The 12,826-nt window shown below is 68.3% G+C and carries 12 protein-coding genes; 5 read left to right on the top strand and 7 right to left on the bottom strand.

Annotated features, from left to right (window positions below; all coding sequences use genetic code 11):
- Positions 1-1,008, top strand: a 1,008-nt coding sequence (locus tag VFT73_RS11320) for a threonine synthase (protein WP_326411074.1), incomplete at its 5' end; no start/stop codon positions are given.
- Between the two features lie 133 nt (positions 1,009-1,141).
- Here VFT73_RS11320 and VFT73_RS11315 read toward each other — a convergent pair.
- On the bottom strand, positions 1,142-3,190 hold the full coding sequence (locus VFT73_RS11315; protein WP_326411072.1) for a M13 family metallopeptidase: 2,049 nt from the start codon (positions 3,188-3,190) through the stop codon (positions 1,142-1,144).
- A 253-nt stretch (positions 3,191-3,443) separates the two neighbouring features.
- On the opposite strand from VFT73_RS11315, the gene VFT73_RS11310 reads away from it, so the two are divergent.
- From VFT73_RS11310 to VFT73_RS11300, 3 genes are all read left to right on the top strand, one after another.
- Positions 3,444-4,571: a sensor histidine kinase gene (locus tag VFT73_RS11310; protein ID WP_326411075.1), complete on the top strand. Its 1,128-nt coding sequence runs from the start codon at positions 3,444-3,446 to the stop codon at positions 4,569-4,571.
- Between the two features lie 52 nt (positions 4,572-4,623).
- Positions 4,624-5,391 carry a LytTR family DNA-binding domain-containing protein gene (locus tag VFT73_RS11305; protein ID WP_326411069.1) on the top strand — a complete coding sequence of 256 codons (768 nt, stop codon included), beginning with the start codon at positions 4,624-4,626 and terminating at the stop codon, positions 5,389-5,391.
- Positions 5,392-5,736: 345 nt separating this feature from the next.
- On the top strand, positions 5,737-5,880 hold the full coding sequence (locus VFT73_RS11300) for a hypothetical protein (RefSeq protein ID WP_326411067.1): 144 nt from the start codon (positions 5,737-5,739) through the stop codon (positions 5,878-5,880).
- A 33-nt stretch (positions 5,881-5,913) separates the two neighbouring features.
- On the opposite strand, the gene dapD is transcribed toward VFT73_RS11300, so the two are convergent.
- Positions 5,914-6,762, bottom strand: coding sequence for a 2,3,4,5-tetrahydropyridine-2,6-dicarboxylate N-succinyltransferase (dapD, locus tag VFT73_RS11295; protein WP_326411065.1), 849 nt, complete (start codon positions 6,760-6,762; stop codon positions 5,914-5,916).
- Positions 6,759-7,430, bottom strand: coding sequence for a pyrimidine 5'-nucleotidase (locus tag VFT73_RS11290; RefSeq protein ID WP_326411062.1), 672 nt, complete (start codon positions 7,428-7,430; stop codon positions 6,759-6,761). The genes dapD and VFT73_RS11290 overlap by 4 nt, the downstream gene beginning before the upstream one ends.
- A 113-nt stretch (positions 7,431-7,543) precedes the next feature.
- On the opposite strand from VFT73_RS11290, the gene VFT73_RS11285 reads away from it, so the two are divergent.
- Positions 7,544-9,817: a S8 family peptidase gene (locus VFT73_RS11285; protein ID WP_326411060.1), complete on the top strand. Its 2,274-nt coding sequence runs from the start codon at positions 7,544-7,546 to the stop codon at positions 9,815-9,817.
- Between the two features lie 153 nt (positions 9,818-9,970).
- Here the strand turns inward: VFT73_RS11285 and VFT73_RS11280 are convergent, their stop codons facing one another.
- The 4 genes from VFT73_RS11280 to VFT73_RS11265 all read right to left on the bottom strand — a co-directional run.
- On the bottom strand, positions 9,971-10,330 hold the full coding sequence (locus VFT73_RS11280; RefSeq protein ID WP_326411058.1) for an iron-sulfur cluster assembly accessory protein: 360 nt from the start codon (positions 10,328-10,330) through the stop codon (positions 9,971-9,973).
- Between the two features lie 78 nt (positions 10,331-10,408).
- Positions 10,409-10,876, bottom strand: coding sequence for an SUF system Fe-S cluster assembly protein (locus VFT73_RS11275; protein ID WP_326411056.1), 468 nt, complete (start codon positions 10,874-10,876; stop codon positions 10,409-10,411).
- Positions 10,873-12,093, bottom strand: a complete 1,221-nt coding sequence (locus tag VFT73_RS11270; protein WP_326411053.1) for a cysteine desulfurase — start codon at positions 12,091-12,093, stop codon at positions 10,873-10,875. The genes VFT73_RS11275 and VFT73_RS11270 overlap by 4 nt, the downstream gene beginning before the upstream one ends.
- Positions 12,086-12,826: SufD family Fe-S cluster assembly protein (locus VFT73_RS11265; protein ID WP_326411051.1), on the bottom strand; the 741-nt coding region annotated here is incomplete at its 5' end. The genes VFT73_RS11265 and VFT73_RS11270, both read right to left, overlap by 8 nt.

Raw genomic sequence — 12,826 nt, 5'->3', positions numbered from 1 at the left:
CCGGTGCGGCGCACCCAGGATATCGTCAGCCTGGGCGAGATCGAGACGCCGCTCATCGCGATCCCGCGCGCGGGCGGGGCGAAGGTGCTGGTCAAGGACGAAGGCCGGCTGCCGACCGGATCGTTCAAGGCGCGCGGGCTGGTGATGGCGGTGTCGATGGCGAAGGCGCTGGGGGTCACGCGCATCGCGATGCCGACCAACGGCAATGCCGGCGCTGCGCTCGCGGCCTATGCCAGCCGGTGCGGGATCGAGACCGTCATTCTCTGCCCGGAGGACACGCCCGAAGCGAATGTCCGCGAGATCGCGCTCCAGGGCGCGCGGGTGTGGCGCGTGAACGGGCTGATCGACGAATGCGGCGCGATCGTCGCCGAGGGCACGCGCCAGGGCCGCTGGTTCGACCTGTCGACGCTAAAGGAGCCGTACCGGATCGAGGGCAAGAAGACGATGGGGCTGGAGCTGGCGCTGCAGCTCGGCTGGCGGCTGCCCGACGCGATCTTCTACCCGACCGGCGGCGGCACCGGGCTGATCGGCATGTGGAAGGCGTTCGACGAGCTGGAGGCGCTCGGCTGGATCGGGCCGGAGCGGCCGAAGATGTTCGCGGTGCAGGCGTCGGGCTGCGCACCGATCGTCAAGGCGTTCGAGGACGGCACGGATCACGCGGAGCGCTGGGAGAATGCGCACACCGTCGCCGCCGGCATCCGCGTGCCGAAAGCGCTCGGCGACTTCCTGATCCTCGATGCGGTGCGCAAGAGCGGCGGCGCGGCGATCGCCGTCGACGACGATGCGACGCTGCAGGCGGTTGCCGACGCGGCCGGACGGGACGGGCTGCTGCTCTGCCCCGAAGGCGGCGCGACGCTCGCCGCCTATCGCAAGGCATTGGCGGACGGCTTGATCGGTGCCGGCGACGAGGCCGTGCTGTTCAACTGCGCGACGGGCCTCAAATACCCGATGCCGGAGGTGACGCGAACGCTTGATCGGCACCAGCCGATCGACTTCGACGGGCTGTAGATAAGCCTGACGTGGTCCTGCTGCCGGTTCCCCTGCGAAAGCAGGGGTCCAGAGTCGCAAGCGATGTACTTGGGCTCCTGCTTTCGCAAGAGCACGATCCAGTGCAACGCGAACAGGGTTGATATACTAGGCGCTACCAAATCCGCGCCCGCTTGTCCGGGCTCAGATACAGCTTGTCCCCAGGCTTCACGCCGAACGCCGCGTACCAGGCGTCGATGTTCCTGACCGGCCCGTTCACGCGGAATTTGCGGAACGAGTGCGGATCGCTGACGGTCATCTGCTTGATCGCATCGGGCGTCATCTTCCCCGCCCAGGCCTGCGCCCAGCCGAGAAACACGCGCTGGTCGCCGGTCAGCCCGCCGATCACCGGCGCCGGCTTGCCCTTCAGCGAAGCGTGATAGGCGTCGAGCGCGATCGCGAGGCCGCCCAGATCGGCGATGTTCTCGCCCATCGTCAGGCCCGGATTGATGTGGAAGCCGGGCACCGGCTCGAACTCGGCATATTGATCGCCCAGCATCTTCGCGCGGGCCTTGAACGCCTCGGCGTCGGCCGCCGTCCACCAGTCGCGCAAGCTTCCGGCGGCATCGATGCTGCGGCCCTGATCGTCGAAGCCGTGGGTCAGCTCATGCCCGATCACGCCGCCGATCGCGCCATAATTGATCGCCGGATCGGCATCGGCATCGAAGATCGGCGCCTGCAGGATGCCGGCCGGAAACACGATGTCGCGCAAGGAGCCGTTATAGGCGTCGTTGGTCTGCGGAGTCATCAGCCAGGCGGTGCGGTCGACCGGCCCGGCGCTGCGCTTCAGCACGAATGCCCAGTCGTTCGCCGCCGCGCGCCGTACATTGCCGAGCAGGTCGTCGCGGCGGATCGCGACGCCCGAATAGTCGCGCTGCGGCGTGTCGGGATAGCCGACCTTGATCGTGTAGGTGTCGAGTTTCTTCAGCGCTTCGGCCTTGGTCTCGGGCCCCATCCAGTCGAGCCGCTCGATCCGCCCGCGCATCGCCAGTTTCAAATTGCCGACCAGCTCGGTCACCTTCGCCTTGGTCGCGGGCGGGAAATAGCGCGCGGCGTACAGCTCGCCCACGGCCCAGTTCAGCGTGCCGAAGCAGCTGGCCGGCTCCGCACCGCAATCGCCGCCGGCGACGGCGCGAACGGCGCGCTTCCAGCGCGGCTGTTGCTCGGCCTGCCCGGTCAGCTCTTTCAGCCGAAAGCCGAAATGCGCATCGACGAACGGTTTGGAAAGATACGGCGCGGCCGCATCGGCGGCTCGGAACGCCAGCCATGCCTTCAACGTGTCCACCGGCGTGTCGGCATAGATCGCCGCCAGCTTCGGGAAGGCCGATTTCTCGGCGACCACCAGCATCGGCTTGCCCGCGACTCCGGCCCGATCCAGGAACGGCCCCCAATCGAATCCCGGCGCGAAGCTTGCCAGCGCCGCCGGCGCCATCGGATTATACTGGGTCGTGAGGTCCCGCTGCTGCACCTTGGTCCAGCTCGCTTCCGCAATGCGAGTCTCGAACGCGACCAGCGCGTCGGCCGCCTGTTCGGGCTCGGGCCAGCCGGCCAGCGCCAGCAGCCGCGCGGCGTAGGCGCGATAGGCGTCTTTCTTCGCCGCGAGTTCGGGTTTCAGGTAATAGTCGCGATCCGGCAGCCCGAGCCCGGATTGGCCGAGATACGCGGCGTATCGGCTCGGGTCTTTCAGGTCGCTGTCGATGAAGACGCCGAACAGGCTCGGATAAAGCCCGCTCGGCGCCTCGCCCATCAGCCGGGCGAGCGCGGCACGATCCGGCGCCCCGCGGATCGCGTCCAGCTCGGGCTTCAGCGGCGCTGCGCCCAGGCGTTCGGCTTGCGCTTCGTCCATGAACGCGGCGTAGAAGGTCCCGACCTTCTGCTTGTCGGTCGCGGGCGCGGCCGAAGCGCTTTTCGCGGCCTCGTCGAGCAGCTGGTGGAGATTGGCCTCCATCCGGTCGGTCATCTCCAGCCGCCGCGTCTGCGCCGGCCGGTCCGCGGGGATGGTCGTGCGGGCCAGATACGCGCCGTTCGCATAGTCGAAGAAATCGTCGCCGGGCTTCACCGTCTTGTCGAAGGCGGTCAGGTCCAGCCCGAACGGCGGATACAGCGGCGCCGCAAGGGCGCTCGACGAAAGAATCGCCGCGGCGATCAGGAACCGTGCTTTCAATCTGCCCTCCCTCGCTGCCCCGCACTTGATCCGGGCCCCACCTTGCTCTGCGTCGCAGTTCAGAAGAAGGTGGGGCCCGGGTCAAGACGGGATGAGGGAGGGGTCATGAGCCGGCCAGGGTCGAATTCCGCTTCGCCGGTCATTCTCGTCGCGCGCCATGTCGCTTTTGTCCCATCGCTGTGGCGTACGGCACAGCTCCGGCCGATCTTGGCCCGTTACCGAGAACGAGTGAGGCAGACGCGTTTTGGCAACAGTGTTGCAGGCTGACTGGATGTCGCTGATCGCATCCCGACCGTCTGCCGAGTCTCCGGTTCAGCCGATCCTCCACGAGGCCGGCTGGCGCGAAGCGATATCGCTGACGGTCGCGCTATGGTCGTTCGTGGCTCTTATCTATCTGCCGATCTTCCTCGAACGGCACGCGGGCGAGGGCTGGACCAGCGTCGCGCTCGACGAAGTGACGCTGATCGTGTCGATGGTGCTGGCGCTGCCGCTGTTCGCGATATTCCGGGCGACCCGCGACTGGAACCTGGTGCCGCGCACCCTGACCTTGGCCGCCGCCGTGTTGGCGGTCTCGATCGTGCAGGTGACGTTCGACCTGATCTACACCGGCTTCATCGCCAACCGGATCGATACCGCCTGGGAAAACCTGCCGACCGATCTCAGCCGCGCCTATCGGGCGACCTTCAATTATGTCTGCGTGTTCGGCGTCAACGTCGCGCTGTTCCACCTGGTCAGCTCGCGCCGGCACGACGTGCTGCAGGCGCAGGAACTGGCTCGCGCCTTGTCGGCCGCGCAGCACGCCCAGCTGGCGGCGCTCCGCTATCAGCTGAATCCGCACTTCCTGTTCAACACGCTGAACGCGATCTCGGCGATGATCGTCACGCGCCGGAACGAGGAAGCCGAGCTGATGACGGACAAATTGTCGAGCTTCCTGCGCGCCTCGCTTGCCTCCGATCCGACCGAGCTGGTGCCTCTCGACCAGGAATTGACGCTGATCGACGACTATCTCGAAATCGAATCGATCCGCTTCGGCGACCGGCTGCATGTCGAGATCGATTGCGCCAGCGATGCGTGCCACGTGCCGATTCCCAGCTTCCTGCTGCAGCCGCTGATCGAGAACGCGATCAAATACGGCGTCGCGCCCTCGCTCGATCCCGTCGTGATCCGCGTCATCGGCCGGCGCGACGGCGAGGAGCTGGTGGTGACGGTGGAGGATGACGGACGCGCCAGCGGCAACGCGACCGCGACCGGCGGCACCGGCGTCGGGCTTCAGAATGTCCGTCAGCGGCTGAGCGCGCTATATGGCGAGACCGCGTCGCTGGTCACCGCCGCGCGCGACCCCGGTTATGCCGCGACGATCCGTCTGCCCGCGAGGACTTGAGCCAAACCCGGTCCTGACGGATAAGGCGCTCAAAGCATTGGGGGTTGCGGGCATGCGGGTGTTGGTCGTCGACGACGAGGCGCTGGCGCTGGATCGGCTGCGCACGTTATTCGCGGATATCGATGAGGTGGAGGTCGTCGGTCAGGCCACCGACGGCGACATGGCGCTCGACCAGATCGAGAAGCTGCAGCCGGATCTGGTGATCCTCGATATCCAGATGCCGGGCCGCAACGGCCTGCGCACTGCCGCTGCGCTGGAGCCGGAGAAGCGGCCGGAGATCATCTTCGTCACCGCGCACGAACATTATGCGCCGGATGCGTTCGAGGTCGATGCGGCCGATTATCTGCTGAAGCCGGTGCGCTTCGACCGGCTGCGCCAGGCGGTAACGCGCGCGCGGCGGCGGCGCGAGCTGCGCAACCAGGCGGAACAGAGCGGAAAGCTGCTGGAGGAAGTCGAAACCCTGCGCGCGAAAAGCGGCGCCGCGCGGGCCGACGACGAAGGCTTCTGGGTGCCAGAGCGGCACGGCCATCGCTGGGTCCCGATCGAGGCGATCGGCTGGATCGAGGCGGCGCGCGACTATGTGCTGCTGCACACCGAAACGCGCAGCCACATGCTGCGCGCGACGATGTCGGCGCTCGAGGAAAAGCTGAATGGGACGGGGCTGATGCGGGTGCATCGCTCGGCCTTTGTGCGGCCGGAGAAAGTGGCGGAAGTCCGCCGCGCCAATCGGAGCCTCACGCTGGTGCTCGACGATGGCGCCCATGTTCAGGTGGGGCCCAGCTATATCGATACGCTGACCGAGAAGCTGGGCCTCCCTTGAGCCCGCATCCCTAAAGGACGTGCGCGAACGAGGTGGTGGCGGCGACGAACATCGTGCCGACGAACATCGCGGCGAGCCAGGTCGCCGTGCTGCGGAAAAGTTCTGCCTTCATCGCTTGCTTCCCTTGCGATTCGCCGCTGCCCATCAGCGGCGGACCGGCGCCATACAGCGGGAATGCACCGGCGCACCGGGAACTCGACCGTGGTGCCGGAAAACTGGACGAACGCGCCGCGCCATCGACGAACGCGCGACGGAATGCGACCAATTGCGGGCCCGGCTTTATTGATCCGGTCACCGCGGGCCGGTAATTGCGGCGGCGACAAGGGTCCGCACACAGGAAAACACGTGGAAGATACGGTTCTGCTCGTTCTCGGCTTGCTGGCAGCCGGCGCAGTCATTCTCGCTGCGGCGATCTATTATGAAACCAGCTGGAAGGCGCGCCGCCGCCGCCGCGTCGAGCGCAACCATGCGCGGAGCAAGCTGCGCTGATAGCTGCGCGCCTGCGTCCGAGCCCGCGATCGCTCAGTCCCGCAGCAGCTCGTTGATGCTGGTCTTGGCGCGCGTCTGCGCGTCCACGCGCTTGACGATCACCGCGCAGTAGAGCGACGGGCCCGGCGTGCCGTCGGGAAGCGGCTTGCCCGGCAGCGTGCCCGGCACCACCACGGCATAGGGCGGCACGCGGCCGATAAAGACTTCGCCGGTCGCGCGGTCGACGATCTTGGTCGAGGCGCCGAGATACACGCCCATCGACAGCACCGCGCCTGTCCCGACGACGACGCCTTCCGCGACCTCGGAGCGCGCGCCGATGAACGCGCCGTCCTCGATGACGACCGGCCCGGCCTGGAGCGGCTCTAGCACGCCGCCGATGCCGGCGCCGCCGGAGATATGGACGTTCTTCCCGATCTGCGCGCAGCTGCCGACCGTCGCCCAGGTATCGACCATCGTGCCTTCGCCGACATGCGCGCCGATATTGACGAAGCTCGGCATCAGCACGGCCCCGGGTGCGACGAAGGCGCCGTGGCGCACCACCGCGCCCGGCACGGCGCGGAAGCCGGCGGTGCGGAAGTCGGCTGCGCTCCAGCCCGAAAATTTGCTCGGCACCTTGTCCCACCAGCTGGCCGTGCCCGGGCCGCCGGCGATCAGCTCCATGTCGTGCAGCCGGAACGACAGCAGCACCGCTTTCTTCAGCCACTGGTTGACGTGCCAGCCGCCTTGGCCGTCCGGTCCGGCCACGCGCGCCTCGCCGCAATCGAGCAGCTTCAGCGCTTCGGCGACGGCGGCGCGGGTGTCGCCGACCGTCTGCGGGCCCAGCTGGTCGCGGGCTTCCCAGGCGGCTTCGATAGCGCCGATCAGCGCGCCGCGTTCGATCATTCTTCGTCTCCCAGAATCTCGTGCAACCAGGCGCCGAGGTCGGTTGTTTCGTAATCGACATAGGCGCGGTCGTCCGGCTCGCGCCCTTGTTCGGAGCCGTTGTTGACCCACACCGTCGTCATGCCGATCGCCTTGGCGGGTTTCAGGTTTCGCGCCATGTCCTCGACGAACAGCGATTCGGCGGGTTGAATCGCGAACGCCGCTGCCATCGCCCGATAGGCGTCCGGATGCGGCTTGGGCGTATAGGCGCAGGCATGGATGTCGTGGATCGCTTCGAAGCTTGTCCCCAGTCCCAGCCGGGCAAGCACGCGGCCCGCATAATCGGCATCGCCGTTGGTGAAGATCAGCTTGCGCCCCGGCAGCCGCGCCACCGCCTCCACCAGCCGCCGATCCTCCGTCAGCACGTCCATCTCGATATCGTGGACATAGGAAAGGAACCGGTGCGGATCGACGCCGTGTTCGGCCATCAAGCCCGACAGGGTCGTGCCATGGGCGTGGAAATAATCCTTCTGCAGCGTCCGCGCCGCGGTCCAGTCCAGGCCCAGCAGCTCCTGGATGAACGCCGTCATCCGCTGGTCGATCAGCCCGAACAGGTCCGCCGACGCCGGATACAGCGTGTTGTCGAGATCGAAGATCCAGTTCCGGATATGGGCGAGCGCCGGCAGCATCGCGTGCGCCCTAGCCGCGGGCCCCGGCTGCGGCAAATTGGCGGGCGCCGGGTTAACCGCAACGCAAGCGCCGCCGCGTTAGGCGGGCGCGAACGGACCAGGGGTGTTTCCGGATGAACAGGCGTATCGCGTTGGGGCCCTCGGGCCTGGTTATGGTCCTGCTGGCGCTGGCGGGCTGCGGCGGCGGCGGTGGAACGGTCAACCCGCTCCCGCCGCCACCTACGCCGACGCCCACCCCGGTTCCGACGCCCACGCCGACGCCCACCCCGACACCCCCGCCGGTCAATTTCCGCACCCCTGAATATGTCCGCTCGAACGGCCTGGAGCTGGCGAACGCCATCCCCGCCTATCAGGCCGGGGCGACCGGAGCTGGCATCACCGCGGCGGTGATCGACAGCGGCGTCAACCCGAACAGCCCGGAATTCGCCGGGCGCCTCTCGCCCGCTTCGCAGGACGTCGCTGCCTCGCGCGGGCTCGGCGACGACAGCGGCCACGGCACCGCGGTGTCGGCCGTGCTGCTCGCCGCGAAGAACGATTCCGAGATTCACGGCATGGCGTTCGGCGCAACGCTGCTGGCGCTGCGTACCGACACGGCCGGCAGCTGCGCGACCGATTGCACCCACAGCGACAGCGCGATCGCGCGCGCGCTGGATATCGCCGTTGCGCAAGGGGCGCGGGTCGCCAACATTTCGCTGGGCGGCGAGGCGGCCAACCTGACGCTGCGCAACGCGATCGACCGCGCGACGGCGGCCGGCATGGTGATCGTCATCTCGGCCGGCAACGACAGCGCCGCCAACCCGACCGACCTCGCACAGGTCGCGGCCGAGGGCATCGCGCGCGGCCAGGTGATCGTCGTCGGCGCCCATGACGCCAACCGCAACATCGCCGGCTTCTCGAACCGCGCCGGAATCACCGCGAATACCTACATCACTGCGCTCGGCGTCGGCGTTCGCTCGTTCGACCAGACCGGCCAGGCCTTTCTCTACGACGGCACGTCCTTTTCCGCGCCTTATGTCGCCGGTGCGGCGGCGCTGCTGGCCCAGGCCTTCCCGAACCTGACCGGAGCCGAGATCGTGCAGTTGCTGTTCGACAGCGCCGACGATCTGGGCGCGGCGGGCGTGGACCCGGTTTATGGACGCGGCGGGCTCGACGTCGGCCGCGCCTTCGCCCCGCGCGGCGCCACCGAATTGGCGGGCAGCAAGGTCGCCGTCGATTTGGCTGGCGCGAACGCCACGCTCTCGCCGGCCATGGGCGACGCCGCGCAGAAAACCATGGGCGCGATCGTGCTCGACAGCTTCAGCCGCGCCTATGCGGTCGACCTCGGCCGCTCGATCCGCCGTGCGCAGCCGCGTTCGGGCCTCGCCGCCACGCTCGGCCAGTCGTTCCGTGGCGCTTCGCTTTCGGCGGGCGGCGCAATGGTCGCGGTATCGATCGCCGACGCGCCCGGCGGCACGATTGTTCGCCGGCTGATGCTAGGGCAGAACGATGCGATCCGCGCCCGCGCCACCGCAGGGATGATCGCCAGCCGCATCGATCCGCGCACCAGCGTCGCCTTCGGTTTCGGTCAGAGCGGCGCCAGCGTCGCCGGGCAGCTGACCGGCCGCAGCGAACCCGCTTTCCTGGTCGCGCGCGGGCCCGCCGATGCGCTCGGCTTCGACCGCGGCGATCAGCGCGCGGCGACGGTCCGGCACAGCTTCGGGCGGCTCGGCATCACCGCCGGCGTGGAAAGCGGCGACGGCCTGCTTTATCAGGATGCGCCCGGCGTTCGCGATCCGTATGTCCGCTCGCCCTATTCGCTGATGAGCCTAGCCGCCGACCGCCGGTTCGGCCCGCTGCGCCTCAGCGGCGGCGTGACGCGACTGACCGAGGAGCGCACGTTGCTCGGCGCGCATTTCGGCCCGCTGTTCGGAAATGGCGCTTCCTCCACCTGGTTCGCCGACCTGCGCGCCGACTGGCGGGCCGGCGGCGGCTGGTCGCTCGCCGCCGCCGCGCGCCAGGGCTGGACCCATGCCGACGCAAGCGGGCTGATGAGCGGCGGCGCCACGATCCGCAGCAGTGCGTTCAGCTTCGACGTTGCGAAGACCGGCGTGTTCGGACGGGACGACGAATTCGGCTTCCGCATCGGCCAGCCGCTGCGCGTCGCGAGCGGCGGTTTCGGCCTGCGCCTGCCGGTCAGCTACGACTATGAGAGCGGCGCCGTCGGCTATGCGCAGCAGCGGCTGAACCTCGCCCCGACGGGCCGCGAGATCGATCTGGAAGCAAGCTATGCCCGGATGCTGTTCGGCGGCCGTATGGACGCCAACCTGTTCTGGCGCCGCGACCCCGGCAATTTCGCCGCCGCCCCCGACGATCTGGGCGCGGCGTTCCGCTGGCGGGTGGACTTCTAAATCCTCCCCGAGCTTGCTCGGGGAGGGGGACCGCTCGCGAAGCGAGCGGTGGAGGGGCCGCAGCGAAGCGAGGATGGCCGATCGTCCGCTGGCGCGGACGCCCCTCCACCATGCTTCGCATGGTCCCCCTCCCCTGCAGAGCAGGGGAGGATTTTAGACCGTAAAACTCTCGCCGCAGCCGCAGCTGCCTTTGGCGTTCGGGTTCTGGAACACGAAGCCGGCGGTGAAGTCGTCCTCCACCCAGTCCATCCGGCTGCCGATCAGGTACAAGAGCGACGCGCCGTCGACGAAGAAAGTGCCGCCGGGCGTCTCGATCCGTTCGTCGAGCGGCTTCGCTTCGGTCACGTAATCGACCGAATAGGCGAGGCCGGAACAGCCGCGCCTCGGCGTCGACAGCTTGACCCCGATCGCGCCTTCGGGCGCCTGCGCCATCAACGCCGCGATCCGCGCCTCGGCGGATGGCGTCAGGATCAGCGCCTGCGGGCGGGGACGAGTGGTGGTGACGGTCGTCATAATGCGTTCAACCTGCTCCGTTCGCTTCGAGCGCAGTCGAGAAGCGTATCTCGACTGCGCTCGATACGAACGGTTCTCCTATAGCATACCGAGCTCAAGCTTCGCCTCGTCCGACATCTGCGCCGGGTTCCAGGGCGGGTCCCACACCAGGCTGACCTCGACATCGCCGATTCCCGGCACCGCGCCGACGCGCAGCTCGACTTCGCCCGGCATCGATTCCGCGACCGGACAGTGCGGGGTGGTCAGCGTCATCGTGATGAAGGCATGCCCGTCCGGCGTGATGTCGACGCCGTAGATCAGCCCCAGATCGTAGATATTGACCGGAATCTCGGGGTCGTAGATCTCCTTCAGCGACTGGATCACCGCTTCGTACAGCTCGCCGCCCGGCTCGTGCCCCGACAGCTCGGCCGGCTTCTCGTTCAGGAAGCCGGCAAGATAGTCCTTCTTCCGCTCGAAACCTTCCCGAGCCGCATCCTCGACTCGTGCCTTGGGCGGCGGCGCGACCCCGTCCACTTCCTCGATCCTGATCCGGCTCTGCTCGTTCATCCGAAAATCCTCGTCACGCGCTCGATCCCGCGCGCGAGCGCGTCCACGTCGGCGGCGCTGTTATAGACCCCGAAGCTTGCCCGCGCGGTGGCGGGCACGCCCAGCGCATCCATCAGCGGCTGCGCGCAATGATGCCCCGCGCGGATGGCGACGCGTTCCTCGTCCAATATGGTGCCGATGTCGTGCGGATGCACCCCCTCGACCGCGAAGCTGACGATGCCGGCCGAGTCCTCCGGCCCGAACAGCCGCACCGAGTTGATCGCCCCCAGCCGCTCGCGCGTCGCCCTCACCAGCGCCGTTTCATGCGCGTGGATCGCGTCCGGCCCGATCGCCTCGACATAGTCGATCGCCGCGTGCAGCCCGAGCGCGCCGACGATATGCGGCGTCCCCGCCTCGAACCGCGCCGGCGCGGGCATATAGGTGGTGCGATCGAACGTGACGCGGTCGATCATCGCCCCGCCGCCCTGCCAGGGCGGCATCGCGTCGAGGATCTCGCCCCGCGCCCACAGCACGCCGAAGCCGGTCGGCCCGTATAATTTGTGCGCGGAGAAGACGTAGAAGTCGCAGCCGATCTCGGCCACATCCACCGTCATCCGCGGCACCGCCTGGCACCCGTCGAGCAATAGCTTGGCACCCACTCGATGCGCCATCGCCGCCGCGCGGTTCGCGTCCAGCACCGATCCGAGCACGTTGGACACATGCGCGAAGGCGACCAGCTTGTGCGCCGGCGTCAGCATCCCCTCGGCCGCGTCCAGGTCGATCCGCCCGTCCGCCGTCAATGGCGCCACGTCGATCTCGACCCCGGACCGGTCGCGCAGCAGCTGCCACGGCACGATGTTCGAATGATGCTCAAGCGTCGACAGCAGGATGCGATCGCCGGGCTTCAGCTGCGACCCGCCCCAGCTCTCCGCGACCAAATTGATGCCTTCGGTCGCCCCGCGCACGAACACGATCTCGTCGGGAGACTCTGCACCGATGAACCGCGCCACCCGCTTGCGCGCCGCCTCATAGGCAAGCGTCATGTCGGCCGATCGCTGGTACACGCCGCGGTGCACGGTCGCGTAGCTGGTGTCGTACGCCCGCGCGATCGCGTCGATCACGGGCCGCGGCTTCTGCGCGGTGGCGGCCGTGTCGAGATAGGCCCAGCCGGAGGGGATGGCCGGGAAATCGGCGAGCAGGTCGAGAGGACGGGTTTGAGAAATTGCCAGGCTAGCCATTCCCACCTCCGTTCGTTTCGAGCGAAGTCGAGAAACGTGTGTCCGCTTGTTGCGCGCTGCGCTTCTCGACTGCGCTCGAAGCGAACGGATTTCTATTAAGCCACTGGTCGGCAAGGGCCACAAACCCCTCCCGCACCGCATCCGCCCCGATCCGCTCCAGCGCGTCCGCCACAAACGCCCGCGTCAGCAGCGCCCGCGCTTCCGCCGGCGGCACGCCCCGGCTCTCCAGATAGAACAACGCCCCCACATCCAGCTCACCCACGGTCGCCCCGTGCGCGCATTTCACGTCGTCGGCGAAAATCTCCAGCTCCGGCTTCAGGTTCACTGTCGCCGCGCGCTTCAGCAGCAGTCCGCGCAGCGACTGCTCCGCGTCCGTCTTCTGCGCCGCGCGCGCGACTTCCACCCGCGCCGCCAGGCTCGCGACCGCCGTGTCGTCGGCGACCGCGCGCCAGGTCTGACGGCTCATGCAGTTCTCGGCCTCGTGCCGCAGCACCACCGCCGCTTCGTGCCTTTGCTCGCCCCGCGTCAGCAGCGCACCGCCCATTTCCGCGAATGCCGCTTCGCCGGTCAGCCGCAGATGCCCGTCGATCCGGCTCCCCGCGCCGCCTTCGGCCAGCACGGTCGTGACCAGGCTCGCCCCGGTCCCGATCTCCGCCTCGTCGCGCAGGGCCTGAAAGCCACTCGTCTGCGCCAGCCGCACCGCCCGCATCAGCCGCGCCGACCGCCCGAGCCG

Source organism: Sphingomonas sp., assembly GCF_035758555.1.
GTDB lineage: Bacteria > Pseudomonadota > Alphaproteobacteria > Sphingomonadales > Sphingomonadaceae > Sphingomonas_B.
Note: the sequence above shows the minus strand (reverse complement) of the source record. Positions and strands in the feature narration are given on the sequence as shown.

Excerpts from the sequence above, each read along its gene's own strand:
- VFT73_RS11305 (WP_326411069.1), top strand. The coding sequence starts at position 4,624 with ATGCGGGTGTTGGTCGTCGACGACGAGGCGCTGGCGCTGGATCGGCTG.
- dapD (WP_326411065.1), bottom strand. The coding sequence starts at position 6,762 with ATGATCGAACGCGGCGCGCTGATCGGCGCTATCGAAGCCGCCTGGGAA.
- VFT73_RS11290 (WP_326411062.1), bottom strand. The coding sequence starts at position 7,430 with ATGCTGCCGGCGCTCGCCCATATCCGGAACTGGATCTTCGATCTCGAC.
- VFT73_RS11285 (WP_326411060.1), top strand. The coding sequence starts at position 7,544 with ATGAACAGGCGTATCGCGTTGGGGCCCTCGGGCCTGGTTATGGTCCTG.
- VFT73_RS11280 (WP_326411058.1), bottom strand. The coding sequence starts at position 10,330 with ATGACGACCGTCACCACCACTCGTCCCCGCCCGCAGGCGCTGATCCTG.
- VFT73_RS11275 (WP_326411056.1), bottom strand. The coding sequence starts at position 10,876 with ATGAACGAGCAGAGCCGGATCAGGATCGAGGAAGTGGACGGGGTCGCG.
- VFT73_RS11270 (WP_326411053.1), bottom strand. The coding sequence starts at position 12,093 with ATGGCTAGCCTGGCAATTTCTCAAACCCGTCCTCTCGACCTGCTCGCC.